The 17,477-nt window shown below is 70.2% G+C and carries 20 protein-coding genes and 1 rRNA gene; 9 read left to right on the forward strand and 12 right to left on the reverse strand.

What is annotated here, in order from left to right; genetic code table 11:
* The 3 genes from N2041_RS04725 to rrf form a co-directional block, all read right to left on the reverse strand.
* Positions 1-1,765 (reverse strand): ATP-dependent Clp protease ATP-binding subunit (locus tag N2041_RS04725; RefSeq protein WP_297676322.1); only part of this gene is annotated, 1,765 nt, incomplete at its 3' end.
* Between the two features lie 38 nt (positions 1,766-1,803).
* Positions 1,804-3,357, reverse strand: a complete 1,554-nt coding sequence (locus tag N2041_RS04730; RefSeq protein ID WP_297676324.1) for a S1 RNA-binding domain-containing protein — start codon at positions 3,355-3,357, stop codon at positions 1,804-1,806.
* 307 nt (positions 3,358-3,664) lie between these two features.
* Positions 3,665-3,781 (reverse strand): 5S ribosomal RNA (rrf, locus tag N2041_RS04735).
* Between the two features lie 79 nt (positions 3,782-3,860).
* On the opposite strand from rrf, the gene N2041_RS04740 reads away from it, so the two are divergent.
* Positions 3,861-4,361, forward strand: coding sequence for a hypothetical protein (locus N2041_RS04740; protein WP_297676326.1), 501 nt, complete (start codon positions 3,861-3,863; stop codon positions 4,359-4,361).
* Between the two features lie 9 nt (positions 4,362-4,370).
* On the opposite strand, the gene N2041_RS04745 is transcribed toward N2041_RS04740, so the two are convergent.
* The 3 genes from N2041_RS04745 to pth all read right to left on the reverse strand — a co-directional run bounded on the left by N2041_RS04745 (position 4,371) and on the right by pth (position 7,652).
* Complete coding sequence (locus N2041_RS04745; protein ID WP_297676328.1) at positions 4,371-5,501, reverse strand: VIT1/CCC1 transporter family protein; 1,131 nt, start codon at positions 5,499-5,501, stop codon at positions 4,371-4,373.
* Between the two features lie 11 nt (positions 5,502-5,512).
* Complete coding sequence (locus N2041_RS04750; RefSeq protein ID WP_297676330.1) at positions 5,513-6,877, reverse strand: sigma-70 family RNA polymerase sigma factor; 1,365 nt, start codon at positions 6,875-6,877, stop codon at positions 5,513-5,515.
* 142 nt (positions 6,878-7,019) lie between these two features.
* Complete coding sequence (gene pth, locus N2041_RS04755) at positions 7,020-7,652, reverse strand: aminoacyl-tRNA hydrolase (protein WP_297676331.1); 633 nt, start codon at positions 7,650-7,652, stop codon at positions 7,020-7,022.
* Between the two features lie 68 nt (positions 7,653-7,720).
* On the opposite strand from pth, the gene N2041_RS04760 reads away from it, so the two are divergent.
* Entirely contained in the window at positions 7,721-7,891 is a 171-nt protein-coding gene (locus N2041_RS04760; protein ID WP_297676333.1) for a hypothetical protein, read from the forward strand.
* Entirely contained in the window at positions 7,866-8,435 is a 570-nt protein-coding gene (locus tag N2041_RS04765) for a DinB family protein (RefSeq protein ID WP_297676335.1), read from the forward strand. Before N2041_RS04760 ends, N2041_RS04765 begins: the two co-directional genes overlap by 26 nt.
* A 12-nt stretch (positions 8,436-8,447) precedes the next feature.
* Here N2041_RS04765 and N2041_RS04770 read toward each other — a convergent pair whose 3' ends face one another.
* Positions 8,448-8,615 carry a hypothetical protein gene (locus N2041_RS04770; RefSeq protein WP_297676337.1) on the reverse strand — a complete coding sequence of 56 codons (168 nt, stop codon included), beginning with the start codon at positions 8,613-8,615 and terminating at the stop codon, positions 8,448-8,450.
* Between the two features lie 131 nt (positions 8,616-8,746).
* Here N2041_RS04770 and N2041_RS04775 point away from each other — a divergent pair, with 131 nt between their 5' ends.
* From N2041_RS04775 to N2041_RS04795, 5 genes are all read left to right on the forward strand, one after another.
* Positions 8,747-9,433 (forward strand): CehA/McbA family metallohydrolase, encoded by a 687-nt coding sequence (locus tag N2041_RS04775; RefSeq protein WP_297676338.1) that lies wholly within the window; start codon positions 8,747-8,749, stop codon positions 9,431-9,433.
* Between the two features lie 131 nt (positions 9,434-9,564).
* Positions 9,565-9,852 (forward strand): ferredoxin family protein, encoded by a 288-nt coding sequence (locus tag N2041_RS04780; protein WP_270055872.1) that lies wholly within the window; start codon positions 9,565-9,567, stop codon positions 9,850-9,852.
* 145 nt (positions 9,853-9,997) lie between these two features.
* Positions 9,998-10,582, forward strand: coding sequence for a 50S ribosomal protein L25 (locus N2041_RS04785; protein WP_297676342.1), 585 nt, complete (start codon positions 9,998-10,000; stop codon positions 10,580-10,582).
* A gap of 12 nt (positions 10,583-10,594) precedes the next feature.
* Positions 10,595-11,554, forward strand: a complete 960-nt coding sequence (locus tag N2041_RS04790; protein WP_297676344.1) for a hypothetical protein — start codon at positions 10,595-10,597, stop codon at positions 11,552-11,554.
* A gap of 65 nt (positions 11,555-11,619) precedes the next feature.
* On the forward strand, positions 11,620-12,504 hold the full coding sequence (locus N2041_RS04795) for an NAD(P)-dependent oxidoreductase (RefSeq protein WP_297676346.1): 885 nt from the start codon (positions 11,620-11,622) through the stop codon (positions 12,502-12,504).
* A 10-nt stretch (positions 12,505-12,514) separates the two neighbouring features.
* Here N2041_RS04795 and N2041_RS04800 read toward each other — a convergent pair whose 3' ends face one another.
* The 4 genes from N2041_RS04800 to N2041_RS04815 all read right to left on the reverse strand — a co-directional run bounded on the left by N2041_RS04800 (position 12,515) and on the right by N2041_RS04815 (position 15,512).
* Positions 12,515-13,483 (reverse strand): diguanylate cyclase, encoded by a 969-nt coding sequence (locus N2041_RS04800; RefSeq protein ID WP_297676348.1) that lies wholly within the window; start codon positions 13,481-13,483, stop codon positions 12,515-12,517.
* 101 nt (positions 13,484-13,584) lie between these two features.
* Positions 13,585-14,562: an SDR family NAD(P)-dependent oxidoreductase gene (locus N2041_RS04805; protein ID WP_297676350.1), complete on the reverse strand. Its 978-nt coding sequence runs from the start codon at positions 14,560-14,562 to the stop codon at positions 13,585-13,587.
* 27 nt (positions 14,563-14,589) lie between these two features.
* The gene (locus tag N2041_RS04810; protein ID WP_297676352.1) at positions 14,590-15,009 is read right to left on the reverse strand and encodes a MaoC/PaaZ C-terminal domain-containing protein; all 420 of its coding nucleotides are present in this window, start codon (positions 15,007-15,009) and stop codon (positions 14,590-14,592) included.
* Between the two features lie 17 nt (positions 15,010-15,026).
* Entirely contained in the window at positions 15,027-15,512 is a 486-nt protein-coding gene (locus N2041_RS04815; protein ID WP_297676354.1) for a MaoC family dehydratase N-terminal domain-containing protein, read from the reverse strand.
* Positions 15,513-15,617: 105 nt separating this feature from the next.
* Between N2041_RS04815 and N2041_RS04820 the strand changes: the two genes are divergently transcribed.
* The gene (locus N2041_RS04820) at positions 15,618-16,958 is read left to right on the forward strand and encodes a GH1 family beta-glucosidase (RefSeq protein WP_297676356.1); all 1,341 of its coding nucleotides are present in this window, start codon (positions 15,618-15,620) and stop codon (positions 16,956-16,958) included.
* Positions 16,959-16,964: 6 nt separating this feature from the next.
* Here the strand turns inward: N2041_RS04820 and N2041_RS04825 are convergent, their stop codons facing one another.
* On the reverse strand, positions 16,965-17,420 hold the full coding sequence (locus N2041_RS04825; protein WP_367187686.1) for a glutathione peroxidase: 456 nt from the start codon (positions 17,418-17,420) through the stop codon (positions 16,965-16,967).
* Positions 17,421-17,477: the final 57 nt, after the last annotated feature.

Consider the following 17,477-nt stretch of genomic DNA (forward strand, 5'->3'; position numbering starts at 1 on the left):
AGACGGTGTGCTTCTCGCTGAACTCGCTCATGTCGAGCTTAATCATGTTGTCCTGCGAGCCGAACATGAACTCGGCGAGGGCGCGGGCGAGCTCCGTCTTGCCGACGCCGGTGGGGCCGCAGAAGAGGAAGACGCCGATCGGGCGGCGCGGGTCTTTGAGGCCGGCGCGGGCCCGGCGGACGGCGCGGGCGATGGTTTCGATCGCTTCGTCCTGGCCGATGATGCGGCTGCGGAGCGCTTCCTCCATGCGAAGGAGGCGGGCGCTTTCCTCGCTGGCGATGCGGGCGACGGGGATGCCGGTCCACATCGAGACGACTTCGGCGACGTCCTCATCGGTGACGACGGGGGTCGCGATGCCGGCCTCGCCCTCTTCCCATTCGCCCATCTCGCGGATCTTGTCCTGGAGCTTGACTTCGCGGTCGCGCAGCTCCGCGGCGTATTCGTACTGCTGGGCGGCGATCGCCTGCTCTTTCTCGCGGCGGAGGCTTTCGAGGCCCTTCATCGCCTCCTTGAGGGAGGGCGGAGTGGCGGCGCGCCGGATGCGGACGCGGCTGGCGGCCTCGTCGATGAGGTCGATGGCCTTGTCCGGCAGGTAGCGGTCGCTGACGTAGCGGGCGGAGAGCTCAGCGGCGGCGACGAGCGCGGCGTCGCTGATCTTCAGCTTGTGGTGCTCTTCGTAGCGCGGGCGGATGCCCTTGAGGATTTCGATCGCTTCCTCGACGGTCGGTTCTTCGACCATGACGGGCTGGAAGCGGCGCTCGAGGGCGGCGTCGCGCTCGATGTGCTTGCGGTACTCGTCGAGGGTGGTGGCGCCGATGCACTGGAGTTCGCCGCGGGCGAGCGAGGGCTTCAGGATGTTGGCGGCATCGACCGCGCCCTCGGCGGCGCCGGCGCCGACGAGCATGTGGAGCTCATCGATGAAGAGGATGCAGTTGCCGGCGGCTTTGATCTCTTCGATGACCTTCTTGAGGCGCTCTTCGAACTCGCCGCGGTACTTGGTGCCGGCGACGAGGGAACCGATATCGAGCGTGAGGAGGCGCTTGTTCTGGAGCGTCTCGGGGACATCGCCGGAGACGATGCGCTGGGCGAGCAGCTCGGCGATGGCGGTCTTGCCGACGCCGGGCTCGCCGATGAGCACCGGGTTGTTCTTCGTGCGGCGGGAGAGGATCTGGACGACCCGCTCGAGTTCGTTGGAGCGGCCGATGACGGGGTCGAGCTGGCCGTTGCGGGCGGCAGCGGTGAGGTCGATGCCGAGCTGGTCGACCGTCGGGGTGCGGCTGGCCTGGCGGGCGCCGGAGCCGGAGGCCGCGGCCTGCGGCGCGCTCTGGCTGAGGATGCGGGTCGTCTCGGCGCGGACGCGCTCGAGGTTGACGCCGAGGCTTTCGAGCACGCCGGCGGCGATGCCTTCGCCTTCGCGGACGAGGCCGAGGAGCAGGTGTTCGGTGCCGATGTAGGAGTGGTTGAGGCGGCGCGCCTCATCGACGGCGAGCTCGATGACCTTCTTGGCGCGCGGGGTGAGGCCGATTTCGCCGAGGACGGTGCGGTCGCCGCGGCCGATGATGAACTCGACGGCGGAACGGACCTTGTTGAGTTCGACGCCGAGGTTGGCGAGGACTTTCGCTGCGACGCCGTCGCCTTCGCGGACGAGGCCCAGGAGGATGTGCTCGGTGCCGATGTAGTTGTGGTTGAAGCGGTGGGCTTCTTCCTGGGCGAGCGTGAGGACGCGCCGCGCCCGTTCTGTGAATTTGTCAAACCGATCGGCCATGGTGGTACTCCCTTCCCCTGGGTGCGCCCAAAGAACGTCTAGGAGCCGTCAGCAGTTTCCTCCTCTGTTGCGGCTGGTGCTTCGTTCGGGGCCTCTTCGGTCCCCTCGCTTCTATTGTGCGGCATTTCTTCGGGGGCCGTCGCCCCGGTGGAAACCCGAGTTTCCGCTTCCGGCTCCCCGGACGCGGGGGCCTCGGCTGCGGCTTCGGCGGCCGGCGGCTCAGCGGCAGGCGCCTCTTCCTTCGGCGCGAGGCCGGCGGCCTGGGCGACCGTCTCGGCGAGGCCGTTGCCGGCTTCGGCGTTTTCGAGCGCCTGCGCGAAGGCGGCCGCGAAGGCGGACATCGGCTCGGGGTCGCGGGCGACGGCCTGCTCGATCGCCTCCTGCGCGGTGCGCGGCTCGCGGCGGGCGGGCTGGGCAGTGGTGTCGCGCGGGGGCAGGCCGAACTGCTCGCGGACGTCGTCCGGGTAGTCGATGACGGAACCGTTGGCATCGAAGACGAAGCCCATGGCCTCGGCGTCGCTGCGGGCCTGGCGGAGGCTGAGCCCAAGCCGGTGGCGGTCCTTCTCGATGCGGACCAGCTTCACGGGGACGACGTCGCCTTCCTTGACGACGTCCTTCGGGTGCTGGATGCGGCGGTTCGAGAGCTCGGAGATGTGAATGAGGCCCTCCACCGGCCCATCGAGGCGGACGAAGGCGCCGAAGGGCATGAGCTTGGTCACGCGGCCGATGAGGATCTGGCCGATGACGAAGCGGTCGACGGTGGTGTCCCAGCGTTCGGGCTGGGCGCGCTTGAGCGAGAGCGAGATCTTTTTGTTCTCGCGGTCGATCTTGAGGATGTAGGCCTGGACTTCGTCGCCGACCTGGAAGAGATCCTTCGCCTTTTTGCCGCGCTCCCAGGTGAGTTCGGTCATGTGGGCGAGGCCGTCGGCGCCGCCGAGGTCGACGAAGACGCCGAAGTCGGTGATGGAGGAGATGCGGCCGGTGCGGATCTGGCCCTCTTCGAGCTCATCGAGGACGCGGTCCTTCTGCTCCTTGCGGATCTCGGCCATGGCAGCGCGCTCGGAGAGGATGACGCGGTTCCGCTTCCGGTTGAGCTCGATGACCTTGAGCTTGATGACCTGGCCGACGAGGCCGGCGAGCTGGTTGGCGGCATCGGGGTCGTCGCGGCGGACCGATTCGACCTGCGAGAGCGGGACGAAGGCGTTGACGCCGTCGACGTTGACGAGGAGGCCGCCGCGGTTGTGGCCGGTGACCTGGGCGTCGAAGATTTCGCCGGATTCGAAGCGCTTCTGGAGGGTTTCCCAGCCCTCTTCGCCGCGGGCGCGGTCGAGCGAGACGATGGCGTGGCCTTCCGCGGTGGAGGGCTGGAGGACCATGACGCGGACGGTATCGCCGGCCTTGAGCTTGCTGGCGCCGTCGATGCCGAGGGAGAGCATTTCGTTCTGGGGGATGACGGCTTCCATCTTGGTGCCGACATCGACGATGAGGCCGTCGGGGGAGGCGCCCATCACCATGCCCTCGATGATTTCGCCGCGGCGAAGCTGGCCGCCCGACTGGGCGGCTTCGAGGTCGAGGAGGGCCCCCATATCCATTTCGGCTTCCGGGGGAGTGGTGGGCTGGGCGGTATCTGCTGACAAGTGTGGCTCCGTCTGGGGGCACGTATCCCTTCCGCAGGGTGTACGCGCCGGGGTGAGTTGAGGGATTCTCGAACTGAATTGTACCAGCGGCCGATCGTTCGAGGAAACCGGACGCGGGGCTGCGCGGGAGCCGCGCGGGGCATGAGGAGAAACGCCTGCGGGGGCCGTGCAGTTACCTTCTGGCGCAGCAGCCGGTCGCTCGGGGGTGCTGCTGGACCCTCCCGAAAAAGGAAGAAACCGCCTCGCGGCGGTTCTCGTGAGTACCCGGCGGCGGCCTATTTTCCCACCCGGTTGCCCGGGCAGTATCGTCAGCGCTGAGGCGTTTCACTTCCGTGTTCGGGATGGGAACGGGTGGGTCCACCTCGCTCTAGCCACCAGATGCTTCGAATTATGGCGGCGGGCGGGAGTTCGTGCAAGCGCCGGTTGCGGCAAGGGGGCGGAGGCGGCACGCTCGCGGCATGCGGGGACTGTTCGCGTTCGCGCTGGGGATGCTCGCCGGGGCCGTCGCGGTCGTGCTGTGGTTCACGGTGGACCCCGATTTCGACGCGCGGACGGAGGCGGTCGCCGGCGGCGGCAACATCACGGTGACGTTCGACGAGCGGGCGCTGGCGGCGATCATCGCGCGGGAGCTCCCGGCCATCCCGGGCGTCGGCGAGCGGCCGGCGGTGGATGTCGAGGTGCTGCAGGAGGGGCTCGTCGGGGTGACGTTCGGCGTCGGCGCGTGGGGCGTTGGGACGCGCGCCTCGGTGTACCTCGACCCGGAAGTGGCGGATGGGCGGCTCGTGCTGCGGGTGGCGCGGGCGACGCTGGGCGGCCTGACGGCGCCGGAGGCGGTGGCGGCGCTCATCGAACCGCCGCTGCAGGAGCGGCTCGACGAGGCGGCGGGGGAACTGCCGTACCGGCTGGTGGCGATCCGGACGACGGACCGGCGGCTGGCGCTGGACCTCGCGCTCGATTGACCGCGGGCGTCAGATGCCGGTGCTGACGCCGATGAGGCGGCCGATGCCGAAGGTGATGGCCGAGGCTGCGAGGCCGAAGGTGAGCATGCGGAACCCGGAGAAGAGGATGCCGCGGCCGGTGTAGAGGGTGATGGCGGCGCCGACGGCGAAGAGGCCGAGGGCGCTGGCGGCTGCGCTGGCGGCCACTCCGGCGATGCCGGCGAGGAAGAGCCACGGAATGACGGGAATGATGGCGCCAACGCTGAAGGTGAGGAACGAGGTGATGGCGGCGACCCACGGGTTGCCCGCCTCTTCTTCGGACATGCCGAGCTCTTCGCGGGCGAGGGTATCGAGGGCGGTTTCGCGGTTGGCGATGATGCGCTGCGCGGTGGCGCGGGCTTCCTCTTCGCCGAGGCCCTTCGCGCGGTAGATGAGGACGAGCTCCTCGAGCTCTTCATCGGGCATCAGGGCGAGCTCATCGCGCTCGATTTCGAGCTGGCGGGCGAAGGCCTCAGCCGAACTGCGAACGCTGATCCATTCGCCGAGAGCCATCGAGAGGGAGCCGGCGAGGAGGCCTGCGATGCCGGCGAGGACGACGACGTTCTGGCCGGGGTTCGCGCCGGCGACGCCCATGACGAGCGAGAGATTCGAGACGAGGCCGTCGTTAGCGCCGAGGACGGCGGCGCGGAGGGCGTTGCCGGTGCCGGCGCGGTGGCGGCCTTCGAGCCGGGCGATGTCGACCTCGACCGGCCGGCCGCGGGTCGATCGAGCGAGTTCGCGGAAGAGGCGGGCGTGGGAGCGCTCGTCGCGGGGGAGGTCGGCGGCGATGGCCTCCGGCTGGTCGTCGTACATCGTGTAGGCCGACATCTCCATGCGGGTGACGATGGGGCTGACGGAGGCGGTGCCGAAGCGGCGGGCGAGCCAGCCGAGGAAGCGAGTGCGGAAGCTTGGGCGGTAGTCCGGGACCTCAGCGCCGGCTTCTCGGAGCTTCGCTTCCCAAAGGGCGCGGTGGCGGTCTTCGCTCTCGGCGAGGCGGAGGAAGACGTCGCGCAGGTTCGGGTCTTTCTCAGCGGCGGCAAGGTAGCGGTAGAGGGCGGCGCCGTCGACCTCGTCGCGGAGGTTGCGCCGGTAGCGTTCGATGTCGGCAGCGGTCGGGCTCATCTGGAATGAGTCTAGGACGGGACGCGGTATTTGCGCGCCTTGCGCGGCTTCCGGGACGGGGAAGGCAGGGCTAATTGGCGGGGCGGGCGCTGCGCGGCCGGGGCGGGTGCCTCTTCGAGATACCAGCCCCAGGTGCCGGCGCGTTTGTGCTCCGTGAAGCGGAACCGGATGCCGCGGCGCGAAAGATCCTCCATCTCCTGCGCGAGCTTCATATGGAGGTCGTGGACCCAGAGGGCGCCGCCCCGGGGGCGGTTGTCGACGATGTCGTAGCCGCGGGCGCGGAAGCCCTCGAGGGCCATCGCGAGGGGGTCCTGCGGGGCGACTGCCGGGAACAGGATGAGACGGCTGCCGGGATCCTCGGTTTCGGCGGGCTCTTCGGGGGCGGAGGGCGGCGGCGGGGCGGGGTCGTACGTCCCGGGCGCGGCGCGGTGACGGCGGAGTTCGCGGGTGAACCAGCGGTCGAGGTCGGTGAGGCGCGCTTGCGGGATGCCGAGCTGCCGTTCGATGGCGGCCGGGGCGAGCGCGGCGCGGAAGCCGTGGAGGTGTTCGAGCGCGGCGCGTTCGGCGGGTTCGAGCATCGCGAGGAGGCGCTCGGTCGCGTCACTCGTACCGGTCACGGCCGGGACGCTGGAGGAGGCAGCGGATTCCGCGTCCGACGGCCCGGAGGGCGGGAAGAAGACGTGAACGATGGCGTCGTAGATGGCGTCCTCGGCGGTCGCCGGGGCCGGGCTGGAGGGGTCGGCCGGCGCCGGGGCCGCCGGTGGCCGCTCGGCACTGGCAGGCGGACGGTTCGCCAGGGGCGGCGCCGGAGCGGCGCGGCGGTCCGTTTCCCGGTTCGTCTTCGCGGGGCCGACGTGGCGGCGGTCGGCGGACCCATCCCGGGGTGCCGGTGCGCCCACCCGGCGGAGCACGGCGGGCGCTGCCGGCTTCGCGGCCGGGCGCGCGGGGCCGCCCGGGCGCCACGGCTCGAGGAAGGGCATGAACCGGGGCGACTGGAGCTTTTTCAGCGCTTTCGCCTCGATTTGGCGGATGCGTTCGCGCGTGAGGCCGAAGACGGCGCCGATCTGTTCGAGCGTCTGCGGTTCGCCCGCGAAGCCGAAGCGGAGACGAAGGACCTGGCGCTCGCGGGAATCGAGGGCGGCGAGCGCCTGCGCCACGGCGACGCGGAGGCCCTTGCGGAGCGCGGTCTCCTCCGGGTCCTCGGGCGATGGCGAGGGAAGGAGGTCGCCGTAGATGACGTCGCAGGCGTACGGGGAGACGCGGCCGGTGCCGCCGGGCGTGCAGGTCGTGTCCATACGAAGCGGTGGCCGGATGGCGCAGCCAGGGAAGAACCCGAGGTGCGCGTCGATAGCGCGGTAGTCTTCTTCGCGGTACATGCCTCGCTTCCGCGGTCGAATGTCGCCGAACCTTTCCCGGAATTTTACCCGGTATCAGCGCGGGTTTGCGCAGGCAGCATGCGACAGTTCAGCGACAAATCGTGACGCGCTCGGCGGCGCTGAGGCCGCTCTTGCGGGCTTCTCACGCCTTGCGATTGAAGGCGGCAGCGGCGGCTTCGACGCCGGCGGAGATGATGGTCTCGATGGCGTCAGCGGCGCGCTGGACGGCGGCTTCGAGGAGCTCGCGGTCGGCCGGCGCGGGCGGGCTGAGCACCCAGTCGGCGACGACGTCGGGATCCCAGGAGGGTTCGCCGCCGACGGTGGGGCGGCCGATGCCGATGCGGACGCGGATGAAGTCGAGCCCGGCGTGCTGGGCGATGCTCTTGAGACCGTTGTGGCCGCCGTGGCCGCCGCCGGCGCGGATGCGGAGCTGGCCGGGGGGCAGGTCGAGGTCGTCGTAGGCGACGATGGTGTGTGCGAGGTCGCAGCCGGTCCACTGGAGGGCCTGGGCGACGGCTTTGCCGCTGACGTTCATGAAGGTTTTCGGCTTGACGAGGGCGGCGCGCTGACCCTGGAGGGTGCCGACGCCGATGTGCATGAGGCTGCCGACGGCCTTCGGCTGGGTGCCGGCGCGCTTCGCGAGGACGTTCACGACCCAGAAGCCGACGTTATGACGCGTACGGGCGTACTCTTCGCCCGGGTTGCCGAGGCCGACGATGAGCCAGTCGGCGGCGAAGCGGGGGCCGGCGGGCGCGGGCTTGCGGCGGAAGGGCATGGGGGGAGTGTGGCACGGGGCGGGCGTGCGCCCAACCGGCGGGAGCAGATGCCGGTAGAATCGGAGCCGTGCCGCTGGCGGAGTTCGCGGTGGATTTCGTTTTCGGGGGCCTGTACGGGGCGCTCGTGACGGGCATCGCGCTGCTGGCGGCGATCCCCTACGCGGCCTGGCAGGGCGTGCGCCGGCTCGGCCGCCGATTCGGAGGCAGGCAAGATGGCGACCCGCGACCAGGTGGATGAACTGCTGGCGAAGATGGCGGAAGAGCGGGCGAACCTCATCCGCGTGGCGGAGGGGCTGAGCCCGGAGGACGCGCTGCGGGTGCCCGTCGATGCGGAGGGCGAAGAGCAGTGGACGGCGCTCGAGCAGCTCGCGCACCTGTGCGAGATGGAGCGGACGTACGACGCGTGGGTCCGGGCGGCGCTGCGGGAGGAGAACCCGGACCTCGGCCGCATCCCGTGGCAGTCGGTGCCGATCCCGATCGAGGAGGCGAACCGCTACACCGTAGCGGACCTGCTGCGGCAGCTGGAGCTGGAGCGGCGGTACACGCTGGGGCTCATCGACGGGATGCGGCTGGAGGACTTCGACCGTGTGGCGACGAGCCCGATGTTCGGGACGCTCACGGTGCTGCAGTGGCTGCGCTCGTTCTACCGGCACGACCGGCAGCACACGGCGCAGATCCTCGGGCGGCGGAGCGAGTACCAGCCGAACTTCAAGGGGCGCGAGCCGAACCAGCGCAAAATGCGGCTGGAGATGGTCGCGCGCCGGCAGGCCGGGCAGGCCTGAGCGCCGGGCAGGTCAGGCGGATTCGCGGAGGCGCGACGCCTGGCCGGGGAGCGGCGCGAGCTCGACCGGGATGACGGAGCGGCGGCCGCAGCGCGCGCATTCGCGGATGCGGATGGCGCGGGTGCGCACCTCGACGAGGTAGCGCCACTCGTGCTGGCAGGGGCTGTTCGTGCGTTCCATGGCTTCATCATGCCGGGGCCGTGTGAACGGACGGTTTCGCGGCCGGGGTTCGAGCGCGGCAGCCGAGCAGCGGGGCCGGGGGTGCGGATTGCCCGGGTGCTGGAGGCGGCCCTATAGTACCGGGCAGCCCCATGCTCATCGATATCCACAGTCACACGTGGCCCCGCTCGCACGACAGCGTCCTGAACCCCGATGACCTGATCGTCCGCGCGAAGGCAGCGGGCCTCGACGCGATCGTGTTCACGGAGCACGACACGGTGTGGGATTACAAGGCGATCGAGGAGCTGCGCGCGAAGCACAACTTCCTCGTGCTGGCCGGGGTGGAGATTTCGACGGACGACGGCCACATCCTCGCCTTCGGCATCGACAAGTACGTCTTCGGGATGCACCGGTCGCGGGAGCTGGCGGCGTACGTGGAGAAGGTAGGCGGCGCGCTGGTGGCGGCCCACCCCTACCGGCGGCAGATGCCGTGGTTCTCGCGGAACGACGACGAGTACCGGGCGGCGCTGGAGAAGGCGGCGCGGAACCCGGCGTACCAGTACGTGCAGGGGCTCGAGGAGATCAACGGGCGGGGTTCGGACAAGGAGAACGAGTTCTCCCAGCGGCTGTGCGAGATGATGCACCTGCCGGGAACGGGCGGGACGGACTCGCACGCGATTTCGGACATCGGGAAGTGCGCAACGTATTTCGAGCGGGAGATTCGCGACGAGCGGGAGCTGATCGAGGAGATCCGGGCGGGGCGGTTCTACGCGGTCGATTTGCGGTCGGGGAAGCCGGTGGCGGTGCGGGACGCGCGGCGGGAGCGGCTGCGGGAGTAGCTCGCGGACGGCGCGTCATGGCGCCGATGCCGGGTTGGCGGCTCTTCTTCACAGAGGCAGGGGCCGAATAGTAGTATGCGAGACGCCCACGCGGCAGGAACGCAGCACCCCCGACGGGAGAGGAGCCCCGAATGGCCTACGTAATCACGGAACCCTGCATCGACGTCCAGGACCAGGCGTGCGTCGAGGTCTGCCCGGTCGACTGCATCCACTTCGACGAAGGCGAAGACCGGATGCTGTACATCAACCCCGACGAGTGCATCGACTGCGGTGCCTGCGAGCCGGCCTGCCCTGTGACGGCGATCTTCGCGGAGGACGACGTCCCGTCGGACCGGGCGGTGTTCAAGGAGATCAACGCGCTCTGGTACAGCGACAAGGCCGCGGCGCGCGCGAAGGTCGCGGAGATCAAGCCCGCCTGACGCTGGCGGTTCGATGGTCGTGAACGGGAGCCGCTCTGCGGGCGGCTCCCGTTTTCTTTCGCGCGGGGCGGCTTGACCCTGCGCCGGGCTCGGCTAGATTGGAAATGTTGCGCCACGTATGGAGCGTGGCCCAGAGGGTTGTGACATGGCAGAACGTGTGACGATCGAAGCGGCGCCGCGGACGGTGCTCGGCAAGCAGGTGCGGCACCTCCGGCGGGAAGGCCGGCTCCCGGCGAACGTGTACGGCAAGGCGATCGCGTCCCGGGCGATCGAGATCGACGCGCGGGAGTTCGCCCGGACGATCAAGTCGGCCGGCCTGCGCGCGATGATCGAGCTGAAGGTGGCGGGTGAGACGGCACCGCGGTACGTGATCCTGCGCGGCATCGCGCGGGCGCACGGCACCGGCGAACCGATCCACGTCGATTTCTTCCAGGTGGACCCGGAGCGGCCGATCACGGCGAACGTGCCGCTGCGGCTGGTGGGCGAGGCGCCGGCGGTGCGCGACCTCGCGGGCACGCTGCTCCCGGGCATCGAGATCGTGTCGGTGCGCTGCCGGCCGCTCGACATCCCGGACACCATCCCGGTCGACATCGCGCCGCTAAAGGGGTTCGACTCGGTGCTGACGGTCGGGGACATCACACCGCCGCCGGGGGTGGAGATCCTGACGGACCCCTCGGTGGTGGTGGCATCGGTGGCGAAGCCGCGCATCCGCGGCCAGCGCGGCGGCTAAGCTGCGGGAGCCGTGACCGAACGAAGCTACCCGGCAGACCAGGCGGAGGCGGGCCTCCGCCTTTTCCTTGCCTGGTTCGGCCCGCACTACGCGCGGAGCACGTCGGTCGACGATGCTGCCTCGGACGGGACGACGCTCCGGGGCACGGTGGTCGTAGGGCGGCGGTGGGCGCTCCGGACGACGGTCCTCAACACGTTCGGCCCGGATGCGACGGTCGCCTGGGAGGCCGGGCGGGCGGCGCTGGAGCGGCGGCTGGACGCCGCGGGCCGGGCAGTCGCGGTGTGGGTGCCGCGGGGCGCGGGGTTCCCGACGGAGGAGCCGGGGCTCTCGGAGGTCGCGGCAGCCATCGACGCGGCGCGGAAGCTGGACGACGGGCGGCTCGAGTTCTGCCGGCCGGTGCGGCTGTACCTGCGGCGGGTGGCGACGACCGGTTCGGTCGTGACGGCGCTCGGCGGGCTGGCCGGCCACTGGGCGCAGTTCACGAACCGCGTGCCGGGCACGTTCCAGCTGAATTCGAACGAGCTGTTCCGGCTGCCGTCGAGCGAGGAAGCGCGGCAGGAGCTGGTCGAGCGCATCGTGATGGCATCGCAGCAGCCGGAGGTGGACGAGTCGATCACCATCGAGGCGCAGGACTGCTGGACGGCGAACGACCTCGGGGGCGGCGGGAGCTGCGTGCTCGGGACGCCAGCGCCGGAGAACGACGAGTGGAGCGCTTCGCTGCGGCGGAACCTGCGGCGGCTGCTGAAAGCGGCGAACGAGGCCGGGGCGGGAGAGCAGGCGGACGCGCGGGCGCTGGTCGTCATCGGGCCGGCGACCTACGCGGAAGACGAGAAGCTCTCGTGGGCGCTGCGGGGGATGGACCCGTCGCTGTACGCGGGGTACGACATCCTCGCGGTCATCGCGGATGGCGTGGTGAAGCCGGTGCTGCTGCCCGGGCGGTCGGTGCTGCCGTGGGACGCGCCGCTGCGCTGACCCGCGAGCAGGGTTGACGGCGGCCCGGCACAATCCGGGCGATCACGGCGCGAGAGGTGCGTGCGATGGCGATCGAACGGGTCGGGTTCATCGGGCTGGGCATCATGGGCGGGCCGATGGCGGCGAACCTGCTGCGCGCGGGGTTCGCGCTGACGGTATGGAACCGGACGCCGGCGAAAGCGGAGCCGCTGGCGGAGCTGGGGGCCGCGGTCGCCGGGTCGCCGGCGGAGGTGGCTTCCCGGTCTGGCGTCACGTTCACCTGCGTGACGGCCTCGCGCGATGTGGAGGAGGTGGTGCTGGGACCGGGCGGGGTCATCGAGGGAGCGGCGCCGGGCAGCATCGTGGTCGACTGCTCCACCGTGGCGCCGGCGACGGCGCGGCTGCTCCACGCGCGGCTCGCCGAGCGGGGCATCGGCTTCCTCGATGCGCCGGTTTCCGGGGGCGACGTGGGCGCGAAGGCGGGCACCCTCGCCATCATGGCCGGGGGCGACCCGGCGGTGTTCGAACGGGCGCTGCCCGCGCTGCAGGCGATGGGGAAGACCATCGTCCACGTGGGGCCGGCGGGCGCAGGGCAGGTGGTGAAGCTCTGCAACCAGGTCGCGGGCGGGCTGAATCTCCTCGCGATGGCGGAGGCGATCAGCCTCTGCCGCCGCTCGGGGGTGGACCCGGCGAAGATGCTGGAGGTGGTGTCGGCGGGGGCGGCGGGTTCGTGGATGCTGCAGCACCTGGGGCCGCGGGCGGTCGCGGGGGATTTCGCCCCCGGGTTCATGGTGGACCTGATGCAGAAGGACCTGGGGCTGGTGCTGGACGCGGCGCACGAGACGCACACGCCGCTGCCGGGCACGGCGCTGGTGCGGCAGCTGTTCGAGATGCTGCAGGCGCGGGACCGGGGCCGGGACGGGACGCAGGCGATCGTGGAGGCGCTGCGGCTGCTGGCGGGTGAGGCGTAGCCCGGGCGATTCAGGCGACGGAGGGACCGTCGGTCTCGCCGCCGGGGCGGAGGAGGCTGAGGACGGCCGCCGTGCGGTGGCGGCCGGCGAGCTGGCGGTCGGCAGCGGCGAAGAGGTCGGCGGGTTCGCAATCGACACCCGTGGCGACGCCGAACGAGAGGGAGACGGGGACGAGATCGGCCCACTCACTGAGGTTGCGCCGCTCGACCTCCTGCGCGATGCGGCGGGCGATGAGGCGGCCGACGGCCAGGTCGGCGCCGGGGAGGATGACGCCGAAATCGTCGCCGCCGATGCGGGCCGCGAAGTCGCCGCCGCGGATGCTGTGGGCGATGGCGGAGGCGGCGCGCCGGAGCATGTCGTCGCCGACGTCGTGGCCGTGGGCCTGGTTGACGAGGCGGGTGCCGACGAGGTCGGCGAGGATGAGGGTGACCGGTTCGCGGGTGCCGCGTCGGGCGGCGCAGTCGTCGCGGAGGCGCTCATCGAAGGCGTGGCGATTGTAGAGGCCGGTGAGGTGGTCGGTGCGGGCCTCGCGCTCGAGCCAGCGGACCATGGTGTCGCGCCGGCGGAGGGTGCGGTTCTCTTCGACGGCGGCGATGAGGCGGAGGGCGAGCTGGGCGGCGTCGAACTGGCCGATGGTGAGGAAATCGTGGGCGCCGAGCTTGAGCGAAGGCACGGCTTCGAGGTCGGGCTGGCCATCGAGCAGGAGGACGACGGCGATATCGGGGCGGCGTTCGCGCAGGAGGCCGGCGAGCGGCGAGGCGGGGTCGAGCCAGAGGCGCGCGGCGATGATGGCGACGTCGAAGGCGCCGTCGGCGAGGAGGCCTTCGGCTTCCTGGGCGCCGCGGGCGGCGTGAGCGTGGAAGCGGGGCGAGGATTCGAGGAGCTGGCGAACGGCGCGGATGCGCTCGACGTCCTCATCGATGATGAGGACGCGGAGGGTGCGCGGCTGCGCGGGCGGCGTGGCCGTTCGGATGGTCATGCTGTGGCCCCTGTTCTGAGTATCGGCCGGGACTCGACAGAAGAAGAGGCCCGCCGCGGGAATTTGCGGCGGGCCTCCGGCGATGCGGCGGGCGGCGCGGACTAGAAGTCGCGGCCCGGGATTTTGATGTCGTCGGCGGGCGGCGCCGGGTTGGCGATGCCGGCCATCAGCTGGGTGGGCACGAGCATGCGGAGCTCATCGAGCGTCCATTTGCCGTGCTTGTAGATGTTGCGGAAGGGCGGGTAGAGGTCGGCGAGGAGGCCGACATGGCCGCCGGCGACCTGGAAGATGCGGCCGTTGATGTTCCACGCCTCATCGAGGAGGAGGTAGACGGTCATGGGCGCGACCATATCGGGCGTGCGCATGGCGGCGGCTTCCTCGGCGGCGCGGTTGGCGGCGGCCTGCGGCGGGCCGCCGGCGGCGGCGATGCCGCGCTGGGCTCGGAGGTCGCGCGCGGCCTGGGGAACGGTGGCCGTGAGGCGGGTGGCCGCGCCGGGGGCGATGCAGTTGACGGTGACGCCGTAGCGGCCGAGGTCGCGGGCGGCGACGCGGGTGAGCCCGGCGACGCCGGCCTTGGCGGCGCCGTAGTTCGCCTGGCCGGAGTTGCCCTGGAGCCCGGAGACGGAGCTGAAGTTGACGATGCGGCCGTAGCGCTGCTGCCGCATGAGGACGGAGGCGGGCTTGATGGTGGTGAAGTGGCCCTTGAGGTCGACGCGGATGACGTCGTCCCACTCTTCTTCGGAGAGGTTGAAGATCATCCGGTCGCGGAGGATGGCGGCGAGGTTGATGAGGCCGTCGAGGCGGCCCCAGGTATCGAGGGCGGTGCGGATGACGCTTTCGCCGCCTTCCATGGTGGAGACATCGGCGAAGTTGGCGACGGCTTCGCCGCCCATTTTCTTGATCTCTTCGACGACCTGGGCGGCGGGCCCGTCGTCGTGGCCGGAGCCGTCGGGGTTGACGCCGGGGTCGTTGACGACGACGCGGGCGCCTTCGGAGGCGGCGAGGAGGGCGCATTCGCGGCCGATGCCGCGGCCGGCACCGGTCATGGCGATGACTTTGCCCTCGAGGAGGTTGCCCATGTTCGGCGGTCCTTTCTGCGGTTCGGGCTAGCTGTTGATGATGACGGTGGCGGAGCCGGGGGTCGTTTTCTTGCCCTCGGGGTTCTCGGTCCAGATTTCGAGGTCGACGAGCTTCTGGCCGTTTTCTTCGTACTTGCGGGTGACGATGCCCTTGCAGGTGATGTCCTGGTTGGGGAAGTCCATGCCGCGGTAGGAGCAGCCGAAGCGCTTGATTTTGCCGTTGCCGCCGAGCCAGTCGTGGAGGAGCTGGCCGAGGAAGGCGTGCTTGAGGGCGCCGTGGACGATGATGTCGCTGAGGCCGGTGCCCTTGGCGAAGTCCTTATCGTAGTGAATCTGGTAGAAGTCGCCGGAGCCCGCGGCCCAGAGGACGAGCTGCTGGGTGGAGCAGTTCTTCTTGAGCTCGGGGATGGCCATGCCTTCGGTGATCTCGTTCCATTTCGCTGCCATGGGAGTGCTCCTCGGGGTCAGTAGCGGATGCCGGTGCCGGTCATGATGGCGACGACCTTGCCGTCCTGGTTCCTGTAGACGGTCTTCGTCGTGGTGATGAGCATCTGGCCGATGCTGCCTTCGCGCTCTTCGTAGGAGGCGACGTGGGAGGTGGCGGTGAGGACGTCGCCGGCGCAGATGTCGTCGAAGTACTCGATTTCGGTGCCGCCATTGAGGATGCGGTTGAGCGGACGGCTCGGCTGGGGACCGATGTCGCGGCCGCGGCGGGCGGCGGCGTTCGGGTTGAAGATGGGCGTGCCGAGGTAGCCGGGGGGCGCGACGAGGCTGCGGTAGCCGGCGGCCTTCGCGGCGGCTTCGTCGTAGAAGATGGGGTCGGTGTGGCCGACGGCGCGGGCGAACATGCGGATGGAGGTCTTATCGACCTCGAGGGTGTAGGGTTCGGATTCTTTGCCGACGTGGGCGCGCATCTCATCGGTGATGAGCGGCGTCTTCTCCTGGGTCACGGGGCCTACTCCGCGGGATGATTTGTGCGCGGGGAACGATACGCGAGCGGGGGCGGCGCGTAAACGGCGTTTTGCTGGAGGGCGGCGGCGCATAGAATGCGCGCCATGGCGTTTCTTTCGTTTCCCGAGGGCTTTCAGTGGGGGGTCGCGACGGCCTCCTATCAGATCGAAGGGGCGGTGCAGGAGGACGACCGCGGCGTGACCATCTGGGACACGTTCGTGCGGCAGCCGGGGAAGGTGCAGAACGGCGACACGGGCGATGTCGCCTGCGACCACTACCACCGGTTCCGCGAGGACGTGGAGCTGATGGCGAGCCTCGGCATCCAGACGTACCGGTTCTCGCTGGCGTGGGCGCGCATCTACCCGTTCGGCCGCGGCGCGGTGAACGAGAAGGGGCTGGCGTTTTACGACCGGCTGATCGATGCGCTGCTGGAGAAGAACATCCAGCCGGCGGTGACGCTCTACCACTGGGACCTGCCGCAGGCGCTGCAGGACCTCGGCGGGTGGACGAACCGCGAGGTGGTGGACGCGTTCGCGGCGTATGCGAAGACGGCGTTCGACCGGTTCGGCGACCGGGTGACGCGGTGGATCACGCTGAACGAGCCGATCGTCTTCACGGAGATGGGGCACCGCACCGGAGTGATGGCGCCGGGGATGCGCGACCTCGGGGCGTACAGCCGGGCGATCCACCACGCGCTGCTGGCGCACGGCCGGGCCGTGCAGGTCTTCCGCGAGGGCGGCTACCGGGGCGAAATCGGGATCACGAACGCGAACACGTTTTACGAGCCGGCCGACGATTCGCCGGAGACGGCGGCTGCGGTGGAGCGGGCGCGCGATTTCGACACGCGGCTGTTCCATGGGCCGGTCTTCGGCCGGGGCTACCCGGCCTCGGTGGTGAAGCACTTCGCCGAGCGCGGGGTGCCGCTGCCGATTCAGCCGGGCGACATGGACGTCATCGCGACGCCGACGGACTTCCTCGGGGTGAACCTGTATTCGCGGGGGCTCATCCAGCCGGCGAACAACAGCGTGGGGTTCACCTATGCGCCGCCGCGGCTGCCTCTGCTGCCGATGGGGTACGAGGCGGCGCCGCACGCGCTCGGCGCGTTCGTGCGGTGGATTTCGAACGAGTACGGGCGGCCGCGCATCTACATCACCGAAAACGGCGTGTGCGACAACACCGAGCCGGACGCGAACGGGGTGATCGACGATGCGACGCGGCAGGAGCTGCTGCGCGGCTTCCTCGCGGGGCTGCACGGGGCGATCGAGGACGGCTGCGACGTGCGCGCGTACTACCAGTGGTCGCTGATGGACAACTTCGAGTGGGCGTTCGGCTACAGCAAGCGGTTCGGCATCGTGTACACGGATTACCGGACGCTGGCGCGCATTCCGAAAAAATCGGCGGAGATGTACGCCGACATCATCCGCCGAAACGGGCTGGACGCCTGACGGGGCTCAGAGGAGCTGTTCGATCGCCTCGATGACTTCGGGCGCATCGGGCGCGGTGCGCGGGTCGAACTTCGCCACGACGTTGCCCTCGCGGTCGACGAGGTATTTCTGGAAGTTCCAGAGGACCTCGCCGCCGATCGGCTCGGGCAGCGAGGTGAGGACGCGGTAGAGGGGGTGCATGCCTTCGCCCTTGACGGAGATCTTGGCGAAGAGGGGGAAGGTGACGCCGTAGTTGAGGTCGCAGAACTGGGCGATTTCTTCGTTGGTGCCGGGTTCCTGGCCCATGAAGTCATTGGCGGGGAAGCCGAGGATTTCGAAGCCCTGGCCGCGGTATTTCTCGTAGAGCGCCTGGAGCGCGGCGTACTGGGGGGTGAGGCCGCACTTGCTGGCGACGTTGACGAGGAGGAGGACGTTGCCGCGGTAGCGTTCGAGCGGCTCTTCGGTGCCGTCGATGCGGGGCATGGTGAACTGCAGGACCAAGGGAACCTCCGTAGGGGCGAAAAGGTACGCCTCCGATCG

This window comes from Tepidiforma sp., from assembly GCF_026419595.1.
Taxonomy (GTDB): Bacteria; Chloroflexota; Dehalococcoidia; order Tepidiformales; family Tepidiformaceae; genus Tepidiforma.

Excerpts from the sequence above, each read along its gene's own strand:
- N2041_RS04730 (WP_297676324.1), bottom strand. The coding sequence starts at position 3,357 with ATGGATATGGGGGCCCTCCTCGACCTCGAAGCCGCCCAGTCGGGCGGC.
- N2041_RS04740 (WP_297676326.1), top strand. The coding sequence starts at position 3,861 with ATGCGGGGACTGTTCGCGTTCGCGCTGGGGATGCTCGCCGGGGCCGTC.
- N2041_RS04745 (WP_297676328.1), bottom strand. The coding sequence starts at position 5,501 with ATGAGCCCGACCGCTGCCGACATCGAACGCTACCGGCGCAACCTCCGC.
- N2041_RS04750 (WP_297676330.1), bottom strand. The coding sequence starts at position 6,877 with ATGTACCGCGAAGAAGACTACCGCGCTATCGACGCGCACCTCGGGTTC.
- pth (WP_297676331.1), bottom strand. The coding sequence starts at position 7,652 with ATGCCCTTCCGCCGCAAGCCCGCGCCCGCCGGCCCCCGCTTCGCCGCC.
- N2041_RS04765 (WP_297676335.1), top strand. The coding sequence starts at position 7,866 with ATGGCGACCCGCGACCAGGTGGATGAACTGCTGGCGAAGATGGCGGAA.
- N2041_RS04770 (WP_297676337.1), bottom strand. The coding sequence starts at position 8,615 with ATGGAACGCACGAACAGCCCCTGCCAGCACGAGTGGCGCTACCTCGTC.
- N2041_RS04775 (WP_297676338.1), top strand. The coding sequence starts at position 8,747 with ATGCTCATCGATATCCACAGTCACACGTGGCCCCGCTCGCACGACAGC.
- N2041_RS04780 (WP_270055872.1), top strand. The coding sequence starts at position 9,565 with ATGGCCTACGTAATCACGGAACCCTGCATCGACGTCCAGGACCAGGCG.
- N2041_RS04785 (WP_297676342.1), top strand. The coding sequence starts at position 9,998 with ATGGCAGAACGTGTGACGATCGAAGCGGCGCCGCGGACGGTGCTCGGC.
- N2041_RS04795 (WP_297676346.1), top strand. The coding sequence starts at position 11,620 with ATGGCGATCGAACGGGTCGGGTTCATCGGGCTGGGCATCATGGGCGGG.
- N2041_RS04800 (WP_297676348.1), bottom strand. The coding sequence starts at position 13,483 with ATGACCATCCGAACGGCCACGCCGCCCGCGCAGCCGCGCACCCTCCGC.
- N2041_RS04805 (WP_297676350.1), bottom strand. The coding sequence starts at position 14,562 with ATGGGCAACCTCCTCGAGGGCAAAGTCATCGCCATGACCGGTGCCGGC.
- N2041_RS04810 (WP_297676352.1), bottom strand. The coding sequence starts at position 15,009 with ATGGCAGCGAAATGGAACGAGATCACCGAAGGCATGGCCATCCCCGAG.
- N2041_RS04820 (WP_297676356.1), top strand. The coding sequence starts at position 15,618 with ATGGCGTTTCTTTCGTTTCCCGAGGGCTTTCAGTGGGGGGTCGCGACG.
- N2041_RS04825 (WP_367187686.1), bottom strand. The coding sequence starts at position 17,420 with ATGCCCCGCATCGACGGCACCGAAGAGCCGCTCGAACGCTACCGCGGC.